The organism is Spiroplasma endosymbiont of Stenodema calcarata, from assembly GCF_964031205.1.
Taxonomy (GTDB): Bacteria; Bacillota_I; Bacilli_A; order Mycoplasmatales; family Mycoplasmataceae; genus Spiroplasma.
The window spans coordinates 1,163,190-1,184,706 of sequence record NZ_OZ035018.1 but is presented as its reverse complement, the minus strand read 5'-3'; the positions used below and the strand labels follow the sequence as shown (position 1 = coordinate 1,184,706).

General features: G+C 28.2%; 21 protein-coding genes, 6 tRNA genes, 1 pseudogene and 1 riboswitch. Of the genes and pseudogenes, 24 read left to right on the top strand and 4 right to left on the bottom strand.

The genetic code is table 4. The annotated features are described in order from the left end of the window. Positions 1-108 precede the first annotated feature (108 nt). From ACQH24_RS06420 to ACQH24_RS06405, 4 genes and pseudogenes are all read left to right on the top strand, one after another. Positions 109-827 (top strand): annotated as a pseudogene (locus ACQH24_RS06420) (fructose PTS transporter subunit IIB); the annotation flags it as partial. A 75-nt stretch (positions 828-902) separates the two neighbouring features. Beyond that, a complete protein-coding gene (locus ACQH24_RS06415) occupies positions 903-2,216 on the top strand; it encodes a fructose-specific PTS transporter subunit EIIC (protein ID WP_425380705.1) in 1,314 nt (437 codons plus the stop codon). Positions 2,217-2,281: 65 nt separating this feature from the next. After that, entirely contained in the window at positions 2,282-3,463 is a 1,182-nt protein-coding gene (locus ACQH24_RS06410; protein ID WP_425379762.1) for a MalY/PatB family protein, read from the top strand. A gap of 16 nt (positions 3,464-3,479) precedes the next feature. Then, positions 3,480-3,863, top strand: coding sequence for a RidA family protein (locus tag ACQH24_RS06405; protein WP_425379761.1), 384 nt, complete (start codon positions 3,480-3,482; stop codon positions 3,861-3,863). 236 nt (positions 3,864-4,099) lie between these two features. Here the strand turns inward: ACQH24_RS06405 and ACQH24_RS06400 are convergent, their stop codons facing one another. Then, positions 4,100-5,059: a transposase gene (locus ACQH24_RS06400; protein ID WP_425379371.1), complete on the bottom strand. Its 960-nt coding sequence runs from the start codon at positions 5,057-5,059 to the stop codon at positions 4,100-4,102. 143 nt (positions 5,060-5,202) lie between these two features. Between ACQH24_RS06400 and ACQH24_RS06395 the strand changes: the two genes are divergently transcribed. From ACQH24_RS06395 to ACQH24_RS06370, 6 genes are all read left to right on the top strand, one after another. Further along, positions 5,203-5,385 (top strand): hypothetical protein, encoded by a 183-nt coding sequence (locus tag ACQH24_RS06395; RefSeq protein WP_425379760.1) that lies wholly within the window; start codon positions 5,203-5,205, stop codon positions 5,383-5,385. A 36-nt stretch (positions 5,386-5,421) separates the two neighbouring features. Beyond that, positions 5,422-6,099, top strand: a complete 678-nt coding sequence (locus tag ACQH24_RS06390) for a hypothetical protein (protein ID WP_425379759.1) — start codon at positions 5,422-5,424, stop codon at positions 6,097-6,099. A 43-nt stretch (positions 6,100-6,142) separates the two neighbouring features. Next, positions 6,143-6,243: riboswitch (purine riboswitch) on the top strand. A gap of 82 nt (positions 6,244-6,325) precedes the next feature. Continuing rightward, a complete protein-coding gene (locus ACQH24_RS06385; RefSeq protein WP_425379758.1) occupies positions 6,326-7,756 on the top strand; it encodes an NCS2 family permease in 1,431 nt (476 codons plus the stop codon). Between the two features lie 89 nt (positions 7,757-7,845). After that, positions 7,846-8,685 carry a purine-nucleoside phosphorylase gene (locus ACQH24_RS06380; protein ID WP_425379757.1) on the top strand — a complete coding sequence of 280 codons (840 nt, stop codon included), beginning with the start codon at positions 7,846-7,848 and terminating at the stop codon, positions 8,683-8,685. 612 nt (positions 8,686-9,297) lie between these two features. After that, a complete protein-coding gene (locus ACQH24_RS06375) occupies positions 9,298-9,657 on the top strand; it encodes a SemiSWEET family transporter (protein ID WP_425379756.1) in 360 nt (119 codons plus the stop codon). Then, positions 9,658-9,966 (top strand): hypothetical protein, encoded by a 309-nt coding sequence (locus ACQH24_RS06370; protein ID WP_425379755.1) that lies wholly within the window; start codon positions 9,658-9,660, stop codon positions 9,964-9,966. It begins immediately after the preceding gene. 772 nt (positions 9,967-10,738) lie between these two features. On the opposite strand, the gene pnuC is transcribed toward ACQH24_RS06370, so the two are convergent. Continuing rightward, complete coding sequence (gene pnuC / locus ACQH24_RS06365; RefSeq protein ID WP_425379754.1) at positions 10,739-11,656, bottom strand: nicotinamide riboside transporter PnuC; 918 nt, start codon at positions 11,654-11,656, stop codon at positions 10,739-10,741. Between the two features lie 488 nt (positions 11,657-12,144). On the opposite strand from pnuC, the gene ACQH24_RS06360 reads away from it, so the two are divergent. The 9 genes from ACQH24_RS06360 to ACQH24_RS06320 all read left to right on the top strand — a co-directional run bounded on the left by ACQH24_RS06360 (position 12,145) and on the right by ACQH24_RS06320 (position 14,201). After that, positions 12,145-12,220 (top strand) — tRNA-Asn (locus ACQH24_RS06360). Positions 12,221-12,254: 34 nt separating this feature from the next. Continuing rightward, positions 12,255-12,330, top strand: a tRNA-Glu gene (locus ACQH24_RS06355). Positions 12,331-12,334: 4 nt separating this feature from the next. Further along, positions 12,335-12,410 (top strand) — tRNA-Val (locus ACQH24_RS06350). A gap of 14 nt (positions 12,411-12,424) precedes the next feature. Next, positions 12,425-12,500, top strand: a tRNA-Thr gene (locus ACQH24_RS06345). A gap of 8 nt (positions 12,501-12,508) precedes the next feature. After that, positions 12,509-12,584, top strand: a tRNA-Lys gene (locus tag ACQH24_RS06340). Between the two features lie 19 nt (positions 12,585-12,603). Continuing rightward, a tRNA-Leu gene (locus ACQH24_RS06335) sits at positions 12,604-12,688 on the top strand. 161 nt (positions 12,689-12,849) lie between these two features. Next, complete coding sequence (locus ACQH24_RS06330; protein WP_425379753.1) at positions 12,850-13,659, top strand: Cof-type HAD-IIB family hydrolase; 810 nt, start codon at positions 12,850-12,852, stop codon at positions 13,657-13,659. Between the two features lie 54 nt (positions 13,660-13,713). Further along, the gene (gene trxA, locus ACQH24_RS06325; RefSeq protein WP_425379752.1) at positions 13,714-14,025 is read left to right on the top strand and encodes a thioredoxin; all 312 of its coding nucleotides are present in this window, start codon (positions 13,714-13,716) and stop codon (positions 14,023-14,025) included. A 53-nt stretch (positions 14,026-14,078) separates the two neighbouring features. Next, entirely contained in the window at positions 14,079-14,201 is a 123-nt protein-coding gene (locus ACQH24_RS06320) for a hypothetical protein (RefSeq protein ID WP_425379751.1), read from the top strand. Positions 14,202-14,363: 162 nt separating this feature from the next. Here ACQH24_RS06320 and ACQH24_RS06315 read toward each other — a convergent pair whose 3' ends face one another. Further along, positions 14,364-14,780, bottom strand: a complete 417-nt coding sequence (locus ACQH24_RS06315) for a hypothetical protein (protein ID WP_425379750.1) — start codon at positions 14,778-14,780, stop codon at positions 14,364-14,366. Positions 14,781-14,824: 44 nt separating this feature from the next. Continuing rightward, positions 14,825-15,463 carry a nitroreductase family protein gene (locus ACQH24_RS06310; protein WP_425379749.1) on the bottom strand — a complete coding sequence of 213 codons (639 nt, stop codon included), beginning with the start codon at positions 15,461-15,463 and terminating at the stop codon, positions 14,825-14,827. A gap of 138 nt (positions 15,464-15,601) precedes the next feature. Here ACQH24_RS06310 and leuS point away from each other — a divergent pair, with 138 nt between their 5' ends. From leuS to ACQH24_RS06285, 5 genes are all read left to right on the top strand, one after another. Next, complete coding sequence (gene leuS / locus ACQH24_RS06305; RefSeq protein WP_425379748.1) at positions 15,602-18,019, top strand: leucine--tRNA ligase; 2,418 nt, start codon at positions 15,602-15,604, stop codon at positions 18,017-18,019. Between the two features lie 43 nt (positions 18,020-18,062). Continuing rightward, positions 18,063-19,130, top strand: a complete 1,068-nt coding sequence (locus tag ACQH24_RS06300; protein ID WP_425379747.1) for a hypothetical protein — start codon at positions 18,063-18,065, stop codon at positions 19,128-19,130. 98 nt (positions 19,131-19,228) lie between these two features. Then, positions 19,229-20,032, top strand: coding sequence for an NAD(+)/NADH kinase (locus ACQH24_RS06295; protein ID WP_425379746.1), 804 nt, complete (start codon positions 19,229-19,231; stop codon positions 20,030-20,032). A 2-nt stretch (positions 20,033-20,034) separates the two neighbouring features. Further along, complete coding sequence (locus ACQH24_RS06290) at positions 20,035-20,412, top strand: PTS transporter subunit EIIB (protein ID WP_425379745.1); 378 nt, start codon at positions 20,035-20,037, stop codon at positions 20,410-20,412. 59 nt (positions 20,413-20,471) lie between these two features. Next, positions 20,472-21,422 (top strand): J domain-containing protein, encoded by a 951-nt coding sequence (locus ACQH24_RS06285; RefSeq protein WP_425379744.1) that lies wholly within the window; start codon positions 20,472-20,474, stop codon positions 21,420-21,422. Positions 21,423-21,517 lie beyond the last annotated feature (95 nt).

The window sequence follows — 21,517 nt, the reverse complement described above, 5'->3', positions numbered from 1 at the left end:
TTTTTTAGAACTATATTTCAAAATATAGTTTTTTTCTTGTTCCAATTTATTTTTTTGTTTTAATTAATAATAGGACAATAGAATTTTATTAAATTAAGGAGATTAAAGATGAGTATCAACAGTAAAAATGACCTTTTCTCATTAGAACAAATTATTTTAGATTCATCTGCGCGGACACAAGATGAAGCATTTCAAGAGATAGCAACAATTGCGTACAAAATAGGTTGCATTGATAATATTGAAAAATTAACAAAAGCATTATGAGCACGAGAAGACGAAACATCAACGGGTTTAGAAGATGGTTTCGCAATTCCGCATGCTCGGATTAAAGATATTATTAAACCGGCTGTTATTTTTGTTCGTTATCAAACTGGGTTATTATGACCAACATTTGATAATAGTATGGTTCGAGTTGCAATTGCATTAATTATTCCAACAAATAAAAAAAATGATATTCATTTGGAACTATTAAGTAATGTCGCTAAAAAATTATTAGATCCCCATCTACGAGAAACTTTAAAAACAGAACGGGATAAAACAAAAATTTTAGCATTATTGCAAGCCAAAGAAGAAGTAACGGCATTAGAAAGTGAAACTTACAAAGGTTATGTTTTGGCAATCACAGCTTGTCCAGCTGGAGTTGCTCATACATATATGGCGGCAAAAAAATTGAAGACGAAGCCAAACAGCTCGGTTATGCTGTTAAAGTTGAAAAGCAGGGGGCAAATGGTTTTGAAGATAAATTAACGGCGGAAGATATTACTAATGCCAATATCTTAATTATTGCTGCTGATGTTGTTATTGGTGAGCAAGAACGGTTTGTTGATATTCCAATTCTTAAAGTTGCGGTTAGTGAACCATTACATGATGTCGGGGCTGTTTTTAAAAAAGCATTTCAAATTATGCGCCAACTTCCAAATCAACATATTCCCCTAGCCAAACAAACTAAGATTAAAAAAGAAAAGGGCTGGTTTAAGTTACATTTTAAAGCTGGGGCTGTCAGTTTAAAAAATGCTGTTTTAACAGGGATTTCGTATGCTGTTCCTATCATTGTTGCTGGAACAGCAATTCAAGCGTTAATTACAATTATTTCCCAAATTGCTGGAGCTAATTATATTGCTCAGCATGCTAATTGGTTAAATACATTAAGTAATGTTGCCGGAAAAAGTTTAAGCATTTTGTTAGCACCAGTTTTAGCAGCATACATTGCTTATGCTATGGCGGATAAACCTGGATTGACACCAGGCTTTCTAGGCGGATTAGCTTGTGTCTATGTAACAAAAACGGCGGCGGATGGAACAGTAATTATTGATGGTCTGGGCTTTCTGGGTGGTTTAATTGTCGGAATTTTTGTTGGATATATGATGAAATTATTTAAAAAGTATTTTGTCAGCAAAAAAATGCAAGGAGTTTTAACATGATTTGTTTATCCAGTCTTAGGTTCTTTAATTAGTATGTGTCTAATTTTATTTATAATTGGTCAACCACTAGCTTTATTAATTAATGCTATTTTTAGTGGTTTAACAACATTACAGTCTTTAAACTTAGCAGCTTTGCTGGGAATTATTATTGGAATGATGTGTGTATTTGATTTAGGAGTTCCATTTAATAAAGTGGCATGGGCATTTTCATTTGCTTCATTCTCACAAGCTTTTACGGGAGGACAATTAACGAACCCAACTTTATTAGTTCCCTATGCCTGCTTTTGAGCAGCAGGAATTGGAACGGGATGAACAACAGCATTAGTAACTCTTATTGGGCGTCGTTTTTCAAATCAATATGAAAAAGAAGCGGGAAAAATGGCTTGAATTTTATCTTCCTTAGGAATTACCGAGGGGGCAATTCCGTTTGCCTTATCTGATCCTTTCCGTGTTATTCTTTCTTTTATGGCAGGTGGTGCTATTTCAGGGGGATTATGTGCGGCTTTTAATTTAGGATCAACAATTACTGGTGGTGGTTTCATTACAATGGCAGGAATCCAATCTGCAACGGGCACTGTCTCAATTGGAATTGCAATTCTATTATGATTAGTTTTTGCCATTATTGGTTGTGTTGTATCAACAAGCTTAATATTAGGTTTAAAATATATTAAAACAAAACCAATTTGAGAAAAAAGAGTACAACTTTGGACAGTTAATATCTTATCATTTGGAATTATTCCAGCCGTTAAAAAACAACAGCTAAAAAGATTTAATAAATTGTCAACAAATGAGTAAGAACAATATATAAATCAGAAGCAGAAAAAGAAGTTGTCAAAACTAGAAAGGTAAAAGTGAGGATAATGAAATATGATTTTGATATTATCATTGATCGTAGTCAAAATTCAGAGCGGAAATGAGACCAATTATATATTGCCAAGAATTATCATTTAACTGGGGATAATATCATTAATTCATCAATCGCGGATTTAGATTTTCTTACACCGCCTCCAATTGTAAATGCCATTTTAGAACGCGCAAAAAAAAGAGTTTACAGTTATACTTATGTTAGTGATGAGTTTTATCAAACCATTAGTAATTGATACTATCATCAGCATCAAATTTCAGTTCCAGTTGATAAGATTAAACTGGTCCATGGGACAGTTAATGCTTTACATCAATTAATTCAATGTTTAACCGATGTTGATGATTATGTATTAATTCAAACGCCAGTGTATGGTCCATTTGGACACGCAATTATTAATAATAATCGTTGTCTTCTTACCAATCAATTACAATGAATAGATGATAGTTATCACATTGATTTTGCAGCATTTGAAGCAACAATTAAAAAATATCATCCGAAGTTATTTATTTTGTGTAATCCTCATAATCCTGGGGGACGTGTTTGAACGAGAAATGAATTACAAAAAATAATTGTGATTTGTCAGCAATATCGTGTTTTAATAATATCAGATGAAGTACACGGCGATTTAGCATTACCAAATGTTAAGTTTCATTCGTTGCTTTCATTTATAATTCGGGACAATAATTTAATTGTTTGTAATTCACCAAATAAAGCTTTTAATTTGGGGGGTTTAAAATCATCATATATAATTACATATAATGCAATGTTAAGAGCCAAAATTGATGCCCAATATCAACGAACATCAATTACATCCCCGAATGTTTTTGCTATTCCAGCGTATCTTGCTGCTTATAACAATCCTGAAGTAGTTATATGAAAAACAGCAATGTTAAATTATGTTGTCAAGAATTATCGTTATGTTAGAGAAAAGTTAGGATTGATTCCAGGATTAAAAGTTATGGAATTAGAAGCATCATATTTGATGTGAATTAATTATGCTGAAACTAATCTAACATCACAACAAGTTAATGAATTATTATTAAAATATAAATTAATTGTTAGTAAAGATAATGATTTTGTTGAAGCTCCAGCAACATGTTTTAGAATTAATATTGGAACATCTTTTGCAATGGTAGTAAAATTAGTCAACATTTTAATAACAATTTTTAGTAAATAAGATAGGAGAACTTAAGATGAACAAAAAAATTATTGCAACAGCTTTAGCGCCGCAGGCTATTGGTCCTTATTCACAAGCCATTAAAGCTGGGAATTTTCTATATATATCAGGGCAATTACCATTAGACCCATCAACAATGGCTTTTGGTGGCACAACAATTAGCGAGCAAACAAAATGATCATTAGAAAACCTAAAAGCAATTATTCAATCCGCGGGTTATAGTTTAGCCAATGTTGTAAAAGTTAATATTTTCTTAAAGGATATTAATGATTTTGCTGCAATGAATGAAGTTTATAAAACATATTTTACTAAAGATTTTCCAGCACGTTCAGCAGTTGCTGTTGCAGGGTTGCCTAAAGATGCGCTAGTCGAAATTGAAGCGATTGCTTATTTAGAATAATTATTTAACATTTATGTCGAAACAAAGAGATTAATTCTCTTTGTTTTAATTAAACATATTTTTTAAAACTAGTCTTCTCATAGAACTAATTATTAAGAATAACAATTATTATAGTTAATAATTAAATCAAATATCTTCTTTAATTTTGTCGAAAACTCTTGATGAAATAAAAAAATCATCAATATGACAATTTGAAAAATAATTTTGTTTAAGATCATGATTTTGCTTTAAATTTTTTAAACATTAAAATATAATACCGTTGATTGTTGTTTTGGTGTTAAACCTTTATGTTGGTATTTTCATTTTCATAGATTTAAATAATTTTGAATATTAGTGAAACCCAAACCATGATAATGAATTAAGGCTTCTTTAAGACTGGATTGTAATTTACTAATCTTATTTAACTTTCGATAACTAGTATCAGGGTTTGTACTAGTTTTGGTAGAATATAGAGTAGAATTTGTTTGTTTTGCTACTAATAAATATAATGGTTGCATGTCAGAAATAATTATTGATTTTTCTTTAATTAATTGCTTATTCATATTTTCAATAATTCATTGTTTTTGTAATCGTTTGGTATTGGTGGATTGAACAAAAATATTATTATTGCTATCAACTACCATTTGAATACAGCATTTGGTATTAGTTGAAAATGGATCAAGATGAGTTTTTCGTTTATCAAATTTATCTTTAAAATTACCTTTATGGATTTCTTTAATAAAAGTTTCATCAATTTGGATTTGACCATTTAATTTTTTAAATTTTAATTGAGTATTTTCTAATTGTTTTGATTGCATTAATTTTTGACGATTATATCAAGCAGTTTTTGGTGTTGTTTTAATAAAACGGGAAATTATTTTACTAGATTGTCCTAATAATGAAATTTGAATTAATAAATTTCACTGTTCATAATTTAAATGACTTCAATAAGTAAAATGATGACGAAAAGCATCAAAACTAGCACGACATTTTTTACATAAATATTTTTGTTTTCCTTCGGGATTATGACCATTTTTAACACAATGATAAGATTTACAATCAGGACATATAATGCCTTTATCTCTAAATTTTTGATCAATTTCATTTAAACGTTTTTGTTTTTTGATTACTTCTGCTTCTTTTTTTATTTTTTCAGCAAATTCTAAAAATTGATCATCTGTAAAACTGTTTTTTAATTCTGTAATTATTTTTTCCATCAATTATTTACCTCTATATATTAAAAATATACCTAAAATTAGATATATTCTATAAATATCAAGAGTTTTCGACAAAATTAAAGAATATCTTTTTAATGGAAATAATATAAAGTGTTATAATATTGATAGTGAGGGATTAAACTATGCAAAAACCACAAAAAGATCAGGCCTTAATAGCAATAGAAATTCAAAAAAAATTACAAGAAATTGAAAATAATTTTAAATGTGTCCCCGATGTTTTAACTGGTGTTGGTTTTTGTGCGAAATCATTTGATGAAAATGGTAAATTAATTACTCAGGAATCATTCAAAAAATCTGAAAAATAAGATAAGATTGATATGTGAGGAGAATGTGAATAAAAAATGTTTGGGTTAACACAAATGGCAGGATTAGTTTATTTTGTCTTTATTATAATTACAGGACTATTTCTCTTAGGATGATTAATATTTGGCTTTATTTTAGTTGGATATAAAAAATGCAAAATAGAATTAGAACCACGGAAATTATTGCGAAAAATGTTAGATGATAATGATTTTCAAGATGTTAATATTGGGGAACGAAAACATATTATCAAAGCACGTAATTTTTCTAATATTAGTAATGCGGTCATTATTCGAAAAAGGGACAATAATGAACAAAGTATTGTTAACATTTATGATATGATTTTTCATTTTTATTATGTCTATAATCAAAAAACAAAACAATCAAAATCTTTTTTTTGATTAAAATTTTTATCATGATTTTTAATATTTGTTTTAATTTTATTTATTGGAACAACAATTTTAGTTGTTTTGACACCCTATTTGACAGATAGTAATGTTATTGCTGGCCTTGGTTTGGCAATTCAAATTTTATCAATTATGGGAATTATCTTTTTAATTCTTGGCTGATTTTGCTGAACAAATTTAGTTGAACATTATCGGCAAGATTTAATAACATTAGCAACAGAGTATTTATCAGATAAAGATTTGAAAACTTTTAAAATTTATACTAGTTGCAAGGCTTTTTTTCCATTTTCAGAAAATGTTATTTGTTTTTAGTAAAAGGAATTGATTTTATAATTTAATCCGGTATATTTAAAGAGTAATTATATTAAACAACACCTGTATATGCTAGTAATATGGTCTAGCGCTTCTACGTCTTACCACCGTAATAAAGACTCTATAGGTTAATGCGTAACGCTTTGACTTTCTGCATTAACTTATGTTCATAAACAAGGTTAATGTTTTTTATTTTTATATAAATTTGAAGGGAGAGTTAAGCTATATGTTTAAACAAAAGATTCAAACTTTTTTTCGTTTTAGTGATTTAAAAACTACTTTTAAAAAAGAAATTATTGGTGGTTTAACAACTTTTTTAGCAATGTTATATATTTTATCAGTCCAACCAAATATGTTATCAATTGCACCAGATATTAATCATCCAACAGATCCAAATCAGAATATGGCATTTGGAGGAATCTTTATTGCAACGGCATTGGCATCTTTTATTGCGACATTAATTATGGGTTTATCAGCTAATATGCCAGTTGGTTTGGCTCCTGGAATGGGCTTAAATGCTGTTTTTACATTCAATGTTGCTAATAATGGCTTGGGTTATCAGGGAGCATTAATTGCCGTAATGTTTTCTGCTGTCATTTTTTGTCTTATTTCAATAACAAAATTACGAACAATTGTTATTAATGCAATTCCACATTCTTTGAAGTTAGCAATTGGGGCTGGAATAGGGTTTTTTATTGCTTATATTGGTTTACATAATATTGGTTTTGTTGGTGATAATGCTGTTGCTTCGGGCGGAGTTGTTGTTAATGGTGGAATTCCAGTGGCAACATTAGGAAATTTAAAAACTAATTGACCAATGATTTTAATGGGATTTGGTGTTTTAATTTTAATTTTTATTTTACACTTTAATAAGGTTCCCGGAGCAATTGCCATTGCTATTTTAGGTGGATTAGGGGTTTCGCTAATAATTGGGAATGTTATTAATAATGATTTTATTCGCACAAATTTTGCCCATTGGCAGGGTTGAAATTATAGTGATTTTCAAGGTTTTGGAACTAATTTAGAATCAACGTTTAGAGCTTTTACTAATCCAAAAATTTGAACATCACCAATTATGTATATTTCAATTTTTGTCTTTTTATTTGTGGATTTTTTTGATACAACAGGAACGTTATATTCTGTTTCAACACAAATTTCAACAGCAACAAAACAACAATATGCATTAACACCACGAGCTTTAATAGCTGATTCAGTTGGAACATTAATAGGAGGAACATTAGGATGCTCACCTGTTACGAGTTTTGTTGAATCAACAACTGGTGTTTCACAGGAAGCCCGAACTGGGTTTTCAGCTATTATTACTGGAACAATGTTTTTAATTGCAATTCCATTATTTCCAATTTTTAAATTAATTACACCAGCGGTTGCTGGAGCGGCAGTTATTTTTGTTGGAACATTAATGGTTGGTCAAATTAAAGATATTGAATGGGTAAAACCTGAGTTTGGGATTGCTGCATTCTTTACAATTATTACGATGGTTGTAACCTTCTCAATTACGAATGGGTTAGCAGTTGGTTTTATTGCATATCTCTTAATTTGTTTAATTACAAAAAAAGCTAAAACCGTTGCAATTCCAATTTATGTTTTAGATCTTTGTTTTATTGGTTATTTTATTGCCTTTGCTTTTGTTCAATAAAATTGGAAAAATAAATTTACAATAAAAATAATTGTATTATTAGTTACTTTATTCTAAAATATAATCATATAAATAAAGAGGTCAACAATATGCGCTTAGATAATGAAGTTTATGATAAAAATTTAACGGCAGCTGTTAATTTTATAAAACAAAAAGTAAACAATTGAAAAGATTATCAGTTTTTAATGGTTCTTGGAACGGGTTATAATCATCTTATTGATTCATTTAGAATTAATCATAGTATTAAATATAGTGATATTCCCTTTTGACCAGTTTGTACGGCACCATATCATTTTGGAAATTTAGTATTTGCTGAGTATAATAATAAAAAAGTTATTTTTATGCAAGGGCGACACCATTACTGTGAAGGATATAGTATGAGTGAAATTGCTTTTCCCATTTATACCTTATCATTATTAAATGTTAAAATAATGATTGCTTCAAATGCGGCAGCTAGTTTAAATGCACAAGCAATAAAAATTGGTGAAATATGTGCCATAACAGATCACATTAATGCTTTTGGCGATAATCCAATTTTGGGATTAAATAATCCACGATTAGGAATTCGTTGACCAATTCCTCAAAATTTATATGATGATAAATTACGAGAATTATTGTTAACAATTGCGGATGAAAACAATATTAAATTAAAAACGGGAGTATATGTTGGTTATCCTGGTGGAATCTTTGAAACAACTAGTGAGGCATTAATGTATAAATCGTATGCAGAAATGATTGGAATGAGTATTGTTCCTGAAGTAATTGCGGCATTTCATAGTGGAATGAAAGTTGCAGGTTTATCAACAGCAACAGTTTACTCAATTGGTGATAATCCTGATTTTGTGAATGATGATTATATTATGAAACAAACGTGAAAAATGGCTCTTGACTTGAAAACATTAATAATGAAATTATTAGAAGTAATTTAACAAAAATAGAAATATTATTGAACTTTTCCCTTATTGAAATAATCCCTTCAAATTAAAAAACCAATAATTATATTAATAATAAAGAAAATTATTTTTATTAATTTTAAAATATTACATAAGCTACAATTTTATAAAATAGATAAAATGATAGGGAACATTTATGTTCTAAGGCATAAACTTTTTTTATTCATACTCTGAATAAAAGAAGTATTAGAGTAAGTTACGATTATGAACTGGATTATTAATATATGTTGATAGAATGGCTTTGGATATAAACAGCGAATGAATACTTTTAAAAAGAGGATGAGTTAAAAATTGAAAATGTTAAGCTCACGACTTAGATTAATTTAATTATTAAAAAAATAGATGATAGTAAAATTTATGGGGAATTGAAACAAATAATAAAATCATTAAGTTGGTTTATAAAATAGATACGCATAGTAAATGATTACATGACATTTGCTAAAACTATTTAGTTACTATGATATCAACATATGTTAATTGAAATCAATGTCAAACTAATCAAGACGATTTTAAAATAGATCAATAAAAATTCATAATTCAATTAACAACAAATAATAAAATAAAATTAATTTAGGAGGATTGTAAATAATGATAATTGTTTTGGCATGATGTGGCACTTTTTTTGATATTATATTTTTAATTCCACAATTATTTAAAATAATAAAAACTAAATATGTTAATGATTTATCTATGTTCAGTACGTTCTTTACTCTTATTGCCGGAGTATTATGAATAATTTATGGAATTCATTATAATGAAATATTTTTATATGTTTCAAATATTTTTGTAACATTATTTTCTTTAGTTTTAATTATTTTACAAATATTATGGTCAAAACCAAAATTTAAGATTAGAACAAAGAATAAATTAATTAGAAATTTAATGAAATTAGATATTGATGAAATTGAAAATGAAATTTTAATTTTAAAAAAAGGAGAAAACATATAAATGATATATTATATATTGGGAATTGTCGCAAATACATTTGTTATGTTAAGAGCATTCCCTCAAATTTTTAAGATATTATATTATAAATCAGCAATGGATGTTTCATATTTATCTAATATTTTTATAATTTTTTATGCATCATTTTGAATGATTTATGGAATTATTACAAATGAAAAAATAATTTTATTAATGGCTATTATTTTAATTTTAACTTCTTTTATAATAATTATATTAAAATTTGTTTACAATAAAAATAATAGTAAATTACAAAAAATTATGCAATATTTAGAATTGCTTAATAATAATTAATTAAATATTCGCAATGTAAGTCAAATTATCAGTGTTTTGCTTAATAAAGATAAGCACTTGATTAATATTTTATTCTTATTAAATTGTAACTACAGATGCAGCAAAACTATTAATTAAATAATAACATAATTTGGAGTGACAAGGGTTTTTGGGAAAATTTTATATAGTGTAAAGATTCTTATATTTAGATTATTTGCTTCATTAAAACGATTGTCTTTTACCTTAAATGGCCCTGAATTATTAAACTTATGAATTTATTTTCAAATAGTTAATTTAACGTTTTGATAGTCCTTAAATAAATTGTTCAGGTGTCTTTCCTATTTTATAAAACTAACAACTTGCTGTTTAAATTCATTGGTATGATGATTCTTTGCCATAACTACATCTCTATCTGTAAGTTATTTATAATCTTTACGCTACATTATTGCTGTCCAATTTATCTTACCCCATCCAAAATAAATATATTTAGTTAATAAAAGAATAGTTTCTAAGATATATTTAGATTCTTAATTCAATATAAAATTTTAAATACTTTTAATAAAATACTCAAAATTTATTTTGTTACTTTCTTTTTATAATAATTATTTTAAGTTTTATATTTTAAATATCTTTGTAATCATATTTCATTTCTATGTTCAATAAGATCCTTCTCCTCCACTTTGGAATAGACAACTGTTATAAAATATTATTTAATTTTAATTTATTTTATTATTTGGAGTTAAAAATTTAATAATAAAAAGTATTATTAAGTAATTTAATAAAAGTAATAACATTATTTTACTTTTTCTTTATTCAAATAACCGCTTCAAATTAAAAAACCAATGACTGTATTAATAATAAAGAAACTCATTTGTATTAACATATTAATGTTAATTGATATCGGATGATTAGAACCAATACTATTAACTCCGGCAAACATTGAAAATTGTATAATATTAGAAATTAATCATAAAATTCATTGTTCTTTTAATCGTAAAAACATTAAAATTGAAGCAATAATTGCAATACTATTAGTAATACTATCAAAAATATGGGGGACTGGTTGTTTTAAATAAGCATAGTCATTTTTAGTGATAGCATAATGAAAGGCAGGAATTTCGTAGTATCATGCAGCTGTTAAAATAGCACATGCACTTAGAGCAATTAGAGTTATAATTCATCACTTTGATTTTCTGATGTTTAAAGCTGAGTTCTGATCAAATATTAATGTTTTTTGTCAAATATATCATCCAATAAATTGAAAAGGTAAATAAAAAAATAAATTTAATTGTGCATCACCAGTATAGCCAAAATCAAATGCAAATAAACCAAATGTTGTAACATTAATTAAACCTCAGAAAAAATTACTCATTTTTCCAAAGCTAATTAAAAAAACATTTAAAATACCAGTAAAACTAACCAAACCACTTAAGGAATAAAGGGTTGCATCTATTCACTTTGGAACATTGCCTAAATATGGCTTAGATGTGTTTAAAATATTTATAATACTAAAAATTGAAGGATTATTATAAGGATCAATAAAATGATTTAATTCAAAGAAAGATAATAAGGTAACAATGATTCCAAGACAAATTAAAAGAATTTTGAAAGATTTCGGTAATTCTTTAATATCTTTTCAAATTGTTTTTACTCCTAGAAAATTAATTGGGCGAGTAATTATAAATCATTTTTGCTTTTTATTTTCCATCATTATGTTAAACTTTCTGTTGATTTTTTTAATTTATAATTATATCTTAACAAAAACTACTTTTTTTGTTATATTTTATTTGAATTTACTATAATAAATATAAGAGAAAATATGATAAGTATTTTACTAATATAATAATTTTAAAAATAGTTTATGATAATGTTTTATTATAACAATATTGATATTTTTGTTTTTTCACTTTGCATTTATTATACTTTAAATATTAATTGATGCTGACACAGTATTAATATTTTAATATTAAAGGATGCTATAACATCTTGGTTCTGAAATTCCGGTCTTATAGATTGATTAAGCAAAAGATAATTAATATATTGAACAATTAACAATATAAAGTTATCATTTATTATAAAGTTCTCTTATCAAGATATGATATTAGTATTTTATATAAAATAAAATAAAAAAATGGATAAAAATAGTTGCTTGTTTTTTGATATTTAGTATATAATGAATAAGGCTAAAAAATATGCCATGCCTAGTTAGCTCAGTCGGTAGAGCACTCGGCTGTTAACCGATCGGTCGCAGGTTCGAGTCCTGCACTAGGCGCCATTATTTTTTTTGACAATTTTTGTAAATATTTATTGGCCTGTTGGTGAAGTGGTTAACACACATGCCTTTCACGCATGCATTCACGGGTTCAAACCCCGTACAGGTCACCATTTTCGGGTGTTAGCTCAGTTGGGAGAGCGTCTGCCTTACAAGCAGGTGGTCAGCGGTTCAAGTCCGTTACACCCGACCATTTTTTATTTATAAGCTGGCTTAGCTCAACTGGTAGAGCAACTGACTTGTAATCAGTAGGTTGGGAGTTCAATTCTTCTAGCCAGCACCATTGACTTTCTCCTGTTAGCTCAGTAGGTAGAGCATCTGGCTTTTAACCAGTGGGTCAAAGGTTCAAGTCCTTTACAGGAGACCATTTTTTTAAAATCACATACCCGGGTGTGGCGGAACTGGCAGACGCACCAGACTTAGGATCTGGCGGGGTAACTCGTGGGGGTTCAAGTCCCTTCACCCGGACCATAAAAAAGAAACAAAATAACACTTTTCAAAGTGTTTTTTATTTTGTAAAAATATTTTAATTTTGCGTTTTTTTTACTATAATTAATAAAACTATAAAATTGTTTCTGATATATAACTTCAATAATTGATTGTACAATTTTTGATTAGAAAGAAGGATGAATATGAAAAAAGCTGTTTTTTCAGATTTAGATGGAACTTTATTAAAAGATAATCATCGTTTTAGTAAATTAACGAAAAAAACAATTAATTCAGTCCAAAAAAAAGGAATTCCCTTTGTTGTTACGACAGGGCGCTTAGCGAATGATGCAATTCGTCAAGCTCGTAAGTTAAAAGTCCACAAATATAATGGTTATGTTTTGGCAAATAATGGAGCAAGTGCATATTCATTTAAAACAAATAGTTTTTTGTGAATGATGATTTTTACAACAGCTGAAATTAATATTCTTTTTAACTTTACTTATCGAAAATATAAAGTCCATTTCTTCAGTAATAATTGTACTTATGTTTATGAACATGGTGAAAATTCTTATTATTGATCAAAAATAATGCGAACTAAATATCAGGTTATTACTAAACCAACGGAAATTATTGAAGATATTACGCATGCTAGTGTTATTACCCATCAATCATTAGATGATAATGCTGCCACAGCCTTGATACAAGAGCTGCGGCAACTATTGCCACAATTAGATATTACGCAGTATAATAATCGTGTTTTTGAAATTGCTTGTAAGGGAATTTCAAAAGGAAGTGCACTACAGTTTTTATCACATCATATTGGTATTGATATTAGTCAAACTTATTCTTTCGGTGATTCTTATAATGATTTTGAATTAATTCGTCAAGCTGGAATTGGAATCGCTGTTAGCAATGCAATTGATGAATTAAAGGCAATGGCTAATGAAGTAACATTATCAAATCGAGAAGACGGGCCTGCAAAATATTTACAACAGTTTTTCTTAAAAAAATAGAACTTTTGTGATATGATAAAAAAAGCAAGAAAGTTCAGTAAAGGAGAGAATAAAATGGCTGTAAAGGAAATAAAAACTGTTGATGAGTTTGAAAATGTAATTGCTGAAAGCAAATTAACATTAGTTGATTTTTATGCTGATTGATGTGGACCATGTAAAATGATTGCACCGGTAATTAATGAATTAGCGAAGGAACGTAGTGATGTTAATTTTATTAAAATTAATGTTGATGAATTACAAGATCTTGCGCAAAAATATGGAATTTTATCAATTCCAACATTAATTACATTTCAAAATGGAAATGAATTAAAACGAAAAACTGGGTTTGTGCCTCGTAATGAAATTGAACAAGAATTATTAAGTTAAACTTAGTTTTTATAAAAATTAATAACAGATTAAAAGAAGAAGGTGAACAGAAAATGGCAATGGCAATGAAGAAGCGTCGTCGTTTAATTGCAGAAAAAAAAGCAGCAAAAGCCTTAGCACGAAAAGAAGCTGCAAAAAAAGAAAGAGATAACTTAAACACAAAAGCTGCAAAATAAAGTAATAAAACAGTAATAAAACCTGTACCTAATTTGGAAAGTACTAATAAGAAGTATTTTCCAAATTTTTATTTTTATATAAAGATAAATCAAAGGGATATTCTATTAATTAATATATTAAGTACTAAATATCAAGATATTTTTTAATAATATTTTTTATCCTTATCCTAAAATTGAAAATATAACAGCGGTAATTAAAGCATAACTAAAATTAAGCCCGAGGGTTGCAAGGAGGATAAAACTTTTTTTCTTTAGATATCAAACATAACCATCATATTCAGATTCGAGATGGGAATATTTCGTGATAATATTAAAACCTAAATCTGCTTGTCATGGTTTTAATTCCTTGGTGATGGTTAGTTTTCGCAATGGATTTCGGGTAATAATTCAGTTACAAATAAACATTATTAGAATTATAACAATTAAAATTCCAAAGAAAATTTGTGATAAATCACTATAATTTAAATGTAAGGCCTTTTTATATAAAATAAGCGGAATTGTTGCTGCAATTTGTAATAATAGAAAAATAACATTACAGCTTAAACTAATAATTCAAAAATTTTTAAGTGATGTTTTCATTATTTGATGTGAACTTTCTTCTTATTTATTTATTTTCTTATATTTTAAAAAATTGTAACAAATTCGTCGGTTGCAATTCGTAAGCGCGGAAAAGTTGTCCCTGGTGTGTTGTCATCATAATACCCAAAAACAAGGCCTAAAGCTAAATGTCATTTTGTTGTGTCAACAATATTGTGTTCTTGAAAAAACGGAATGGCTTGAGTTGGGGTTACCCCGCCCATAATACTTGATCCAATTTTTAAATCGGCTGCTTGTAATGTCATAAAACTAGCAACAATATGGGCTTGTTCATCAGAAAACATATCAAGATTTGGATAAGTTTTTAAATAATTACTTATTCCATTTATATTTTTTGTTAATATCTCTCCTGTAAAAAGTCGTCCTAATCGTTTGGTTAAAAATTCTTCGGAAGTTAAATAAGTGCTATTTGCTCCCAATAATAAGACCAAAACAGGGGCGTCTTTTACTTTCTGATGATTTCCAGCCATAAAGCAGGTCATTGCTGCTTGTTCTTTTAGTTTTGGGTCTTTAATAACAATTAATTTAACTGGTTCTAATCCATTTGAACTAGGGGCCAAAGCACCGGTAGTTAAAATTGTTTTTAAATCATTTTCATTAATAGATTTTGTTTTATCATAAATTTTAATAGCTTTTCGAAATTGGGCTGCGTGTTCTACACTCATTGTTTTTCCTCCACTTTCTTGTTGTCGTAATAATTTTATTATACGTGAATAAAATTAAATTAATAGTCTTTAAATGGCGAGCAAACTTTGGGAATAATGTTATAATTAAAAAGAAAAAATTGGGAAAGAGTAATAAAGATGGAATTTTCGCATAAAGCAATTGAGCAAAAATGACAAGAATATTGAGAAAAGCAGCAAACTTTTAAAACAACAAATAATTCTGATCAAAAAGCTTATATTTTAGACATGTTTCCATACCCTTCAGGGGCAGGATTGCACGTTGGTCATCCAAAAGGGTATGTTGCAACAGATGTTATTAGTCGGATGAGAAAAATGCAGGGATATGATGTTCTACATCCAATTGGATGAGATGCTTTTGGATTACCAGCTGAACAATATGCTTTGCAAACTGGAAATGATCCTGCTGAATTTACTTTACAAAACATTACTAATTTTCGTAAACAATTAAAAGCCCTTGGGTTTGGTTATGATTATAATAAAGAAGTTAATACTTCTTCACCGATGTTTTTTAAAACCACACAATTAATTTTTGAATTATTATATCAAAATGGGTTGGCAGAGATGCGGGATGTTGATGTCAATTGGTGTCCAGAATTAGGAACAGTCTTAGCAAATGAAGAGGTTTTAAATGTTAATGGAAAAATGGTTTCAGAACGTGGTCATCATCTCGTTTATAAAAAACCAATGCGACAATGAGTTTTAAAAATCACGGCTTATGCTGAAAAATTATTAGAAGGATTAGACGAAGTTGATTGACCTGAATCAGTGAAGGATTTACAACGTAATTGAATTGGTAAGTCAGTTGGAGCTGAAATTAAATTTACAGTCCAAAATAGCTCTGAAATTATTGAAGTTTTTACTACGCGGGCAGACACTATTTTTGGTGTTGAATACTTGGTCTTAGCACCAGAGCATCCGTTAGTAACAAAATTAACAGCCCCAGAATATAAAAACGCAGTAACCGAATTTTTAGCGACAACAAAAGCAAAAAGTGATTTAGATCGACAAGATAATAGTAAAGAAAAAACAGGAATGTTTATTGGTAGCTATGCAATTAATCCGGCTAATAATAAAGTTGTTCCAATTTGGATTGCTGATTATGTATTACCATTTTATGCAACAGGAGCAATAATGGCTGTTCCGGGCTATGATGAACGGGATTATTTGTTTGCTTTAAAATATCAATTACCAATTAGTTATGTTATTGAGGGAGAACAGCATCAGCAAGTACATCATAAAGATGGGAAACATATTAACTCTGATTTTTTAAATGGTTTGTTTACTGATGAGGCTATATCAAAAGCAATTACTGTTTTATCATCAACAGGGCATGCAACAGCAAAAGTTACTTATAAACTTCGTGATTGATTATTTTCGCGGCAACGTTATTGGGGTGAACCATTTCCAGTTATTCATTGAGAAGATGGTTCAATTAGTTTGGTGGATGAAACAGAGTTACCATTAGAATTACCAAAAATGACAAATATTCAGCCATCACAAACAGGGGAATCACCATTGGCGAATGCTACGGAGTGATTAACAGTTGTTGATAGTACTGGTAAAAAAGGGCGACGAGAAACAAATACAATGCCACAATGAGCGGGTAGTTGCTGATATTATTTAGGATATATCTTAATGGAAAATAATGCGATGCTTGATTTAAGAAGTTCAAAAGCGCAAGATTTATTAAAGAAATGATTACCAGTTGATTTATATGTTGGTGGACAAGAACATGCTGTTTTACATTTATTATATTCTCGTTTTTGGCATAAATTTTTATATGATCAAAAATTAGTTCCTACTTCTGAACCGTTTTACAAACTAGTTAACCAAGGAATGATTTTAGGAACTGATGGCACAAAAATGAGTAAATCAAAGGGTAATGTTGTAAATCCTGATGATATTATTAAATCACATGGAGCTGATACCTTACGGTTATATGAAATGTTTATGGGTCCAATTGACGCATCATTGCCATGGAATCCTAATGGTTTAGATTCAGCGCGGAAATGATTAGATCGTGTCTATCGTCTTGTTAAAAAGAATAATTTTACTAATGTTAATAATCATCAATTAGATTTTGCATATCATAGTATGGTTAAAAAAGGAACGGAAATGCTTGAAAGATTAAGTTTTAATACTACTATTTCACAATTGATGGTTTTTATTAATGCTTGTTATAAAGATGATGCACCGATTTATCAACCATATTTTGAAGGATTTACTAAAATGTTAAGTCTTTTTGCACCACATTTGGCAGAAGAAATTTGGGTTACTTTGCAACAAGAATCATCAATTGCTTTATCAACATGACCAAGTTATGATGAAAAATATTTAGAAAAAAATGAGGCTGTAATTGCGGTTCAAATTAATGGGAAATTTCGAACTACATTAAATGTTGCAATTAATACTTCTGAAGCTGATGTCTTAGCTTTAGCAAAAGTAAATCATAATGTTCAAACTTTTTTAGTTGATCACGAAATTATTAAGGAAATTGTTATTAAAAATAAAATTGTTAATTTTGTTGTAAAATAATATTGCAAAATTATTTAATATTTTTATATAAAGGAGAAAAAATATGAAATTTGTTCGTTCTAGTGATGGACCGTGAGGTTTTTTTGATCCCGCCGGGTCGTATGTACCAGGCGCAGATTGAAATACTCAGTGATTTTTTAAGGGCCATAGTTATGTTTTCCAATTAGTTGGAATTGCTATTTTTGTCTTAATTATTGGATCATTATTTTTTTGTAAAAAATATTATGCTAAAACTGTCAATTGAAAATGGTTCCGAATTTCAATTGGGGTTTATCAAATTGCAACTTATTTTTTAACTTATGTAATTTGAGTGGCATATTTAGCGCTTGTTTTAAAAACGGAATGAATTTGGGGTCCAGTTGGTCCCTCACAAGTTCGGGGCTTAAGTGAAATGATGCCATTTCATTTGTGTAGTATCCACCAATTATTATCAGGATTTATTTTAATTTTTCCTAGTCGAAAATTTTTTGAAATAGTAGCACCATCAGCAATTATTTTACCAATCTTAGCAATTATTACCCCGGTTAATGGTTATTGAAGTTTAGATAATTTTTTCTATTATAATTACTTTATTTTACATACTTTAATTATTTTTGCTTATTTATATGTTTATAAATATGGTTTGGTTGGTCGTCCTTATAGTGGGCTGTTATTTAAGTGACAATTATTATGGATAATATTATTTTCAATTGTGGCCGTAATTTGAGATTGAATTTTTAAAACTAATCAGTTATTTGTTGGTCCAAATAGTGGTGAACCTTGGAATAATGGTGGCTTTAATGTTGGCGGATGAAACACAAATTTTATTGGGGTAAAATATATGTGACCATTTGCGTGGTTACCAATGTTTATTTTAGGAATTGTGATGATTTCAATTACCCATTTCTTATTATTTTATATTCCGCAAAGTTTCTTATACGATGCCAAAACAAAAGAATTAAAAATAGTTTCTCGTGGTTCGTGTAATAAATTTCGAACAAAACAAGGATTAACTTATATTGGTTTCACTTTTACCTATATTTTTTGACCAGATAATAAAATTAATCATCATTTAAATCGAACTAACTTGTTACAGTTTACAGATGTTGAATTATTAACCCTTTCTCGTTAAAATAGTCAGTATTTCTGACTATTTTTTAATTATTAACCCTGGCAATTTAAAATAAAGGTATAATATAATAAATTAATAAGAGAAGGTGGATGATAACAATGTTTAAATATGCAATTATTGCTAATGATTATCAAGAATCAGTTAAATTAGTTAATAAAATTACTAAAACATTACAGAACTATGGTCTAATAGAAGACATTATTAATCCAGAATATGTTTTTGTTGTTGGTGGCGATGGAACTTTATTGCGTGCTGTTAATGAGTTTCAAGATATTATTGATGAAGTTTGTTTTGTCGTTATTAAATCGGGATCACTAGTGTTTTATGCTAATTATGATGAAACAACATATCCCCGCGCAATTAATGCAATTATTAAAGATACAGTCCGAATTCATCAAATGCCTTTATTAGAGATTAAGTATAACAATAATATTATTCGCTATGCTTTAAATGAAGCTAAGGTTGTTGATCATGTTAAAACAATTCGTACCGATATTTATGTGAATGATGATTTATTAGAACACTTTCGTGGCAGTGGTTTAGTTTTTGCAACAAAAACAGGGTCAACTGGTTATATGCGTGCAATTAATGGATCAATTATTGCGGCAAATATGACAACGTTATGACAATTAAAAGAAATTGCCCCCGTTACCAATTCCACTTTTTCAACAATTAATGCGTCTATTATTTTAGATCAGCAACAAGTTGTCCGTTTAAGAGGAGACTTAACAGGAAAAAGTTTAGTCATTGATACATATGAATCAGAAATTTTAAATTCTAATATTGAATTAAAAATTAGTCAAAAAACATTAAACTTATTTTATGATGAAAAAAATAATTTAAATATGATTGCGAAAATGAAACTTTTATTTGCCCATTGTAATAATAGAAGGGATGATTAAGGATGCAAGTAGAATATATCATTATTATTGTCGTAGCAATGATTTTAATGTTATTATTTATTTTAATGATGATTTTTTGAAAAAAAATTTTCAATTTACAAAAGGATTTAGTTCCGCAACAGAAAATATCCTTTTCGATTAATGACTTAGTTACAATTTTAGGGACAGTTCAAAATATTGTTACTGTTAAAGCGACATTAACTCGCTTACGTGTTACAGTAAAAGATTTAGCGGAAGTTGATGTCGAACTATTAAAAACAAAGTTTAAACTAAAGAATGTTAATATCGTGTTACAAACAATAATTATGCCATTTGGGACTGTTAGTTTAGCAGTTAAGAATGAAATTGAGCAAATTATTAAAAAGAACAATAGGGTTTAAACAAATATGTCATTTAAAAAAGTGGTGGAAAATTTTTATAGAAAGGAGTAAATATTAGGATGGAATGAATAATTATAGTTATAATCCTTATTGTGTTGTCTTTAGTAGGCGGATTGATTCGATTTTGTTTTCGAAAAACAAAATATCATCTTAAAGCTGAGGAACATACCGTTAATGGGAAAAAACAAGCGGATAAAAGTTACGAGCATATGATGACAATAATTAGTGAAGATCCGTCAATTGCAAAATATTTATTACCGTTACCGCGTTATGTTGATACTTCAATTTTAGATTATAAAATTGATTTTAATTTAGGATTATTTATGTCGGATTATTGGGAATTAATTCATTATTTAAACAAAACAACAGATCCAATTGCAAATGATATTTTTGTGGAATATTTTACAACAATTAATGAAGAATTAAATAATTTATTAACGGAAGTTATTGCTAATAATATTGAACCGCTAGCAAAAGTGTTCCTGACTTTATATGACCAAGAAACATGAGATAAATCCTTTGTGGAATATTTTTTAAAACCATATGTTTTATCAACCCGTAAAATGTTAGCAACACAATTGATTCCATATAGTTTTGCTATTTTACAAAAAATTAAATTTTATTTACGATGAAAAGATCGTCAAATTTTTGCGGAATTGGAAGCAACTTTTTTAGCTGCTTTGAATGAGCATTTTACTTTAGTTAATAAAATTTATCAAGAGTTTATTCAAAAATTAGAAGCTGATTTTAATACCTTTTTTGATTCACAAACATGAGAGAATTTTGAACAATCAATTTCAACACCATCAGAATTAGAAGAATTATATCAATTATTTGGATTAGATCCAGCAGCTTCAGTTAGCAATATTAAACGGGCTTATCGACAGTTAGCTAAAAAATATCACCCCGACTTAAATAAAAGTTTTGATAGTGAAGAATTAATGCGAAAAATTAATGACGGTTATGAAAAACTATTAGCAAATCACCAACAAGAAGAGAATGAAAATTAATAATTTATTAATTGCCGATAGTTTTTAATAAAATTAAGCGTATAATCTTATTAATTTAAAAGATAAAGCATTTATTTTTTTGATCAAAGAAATAG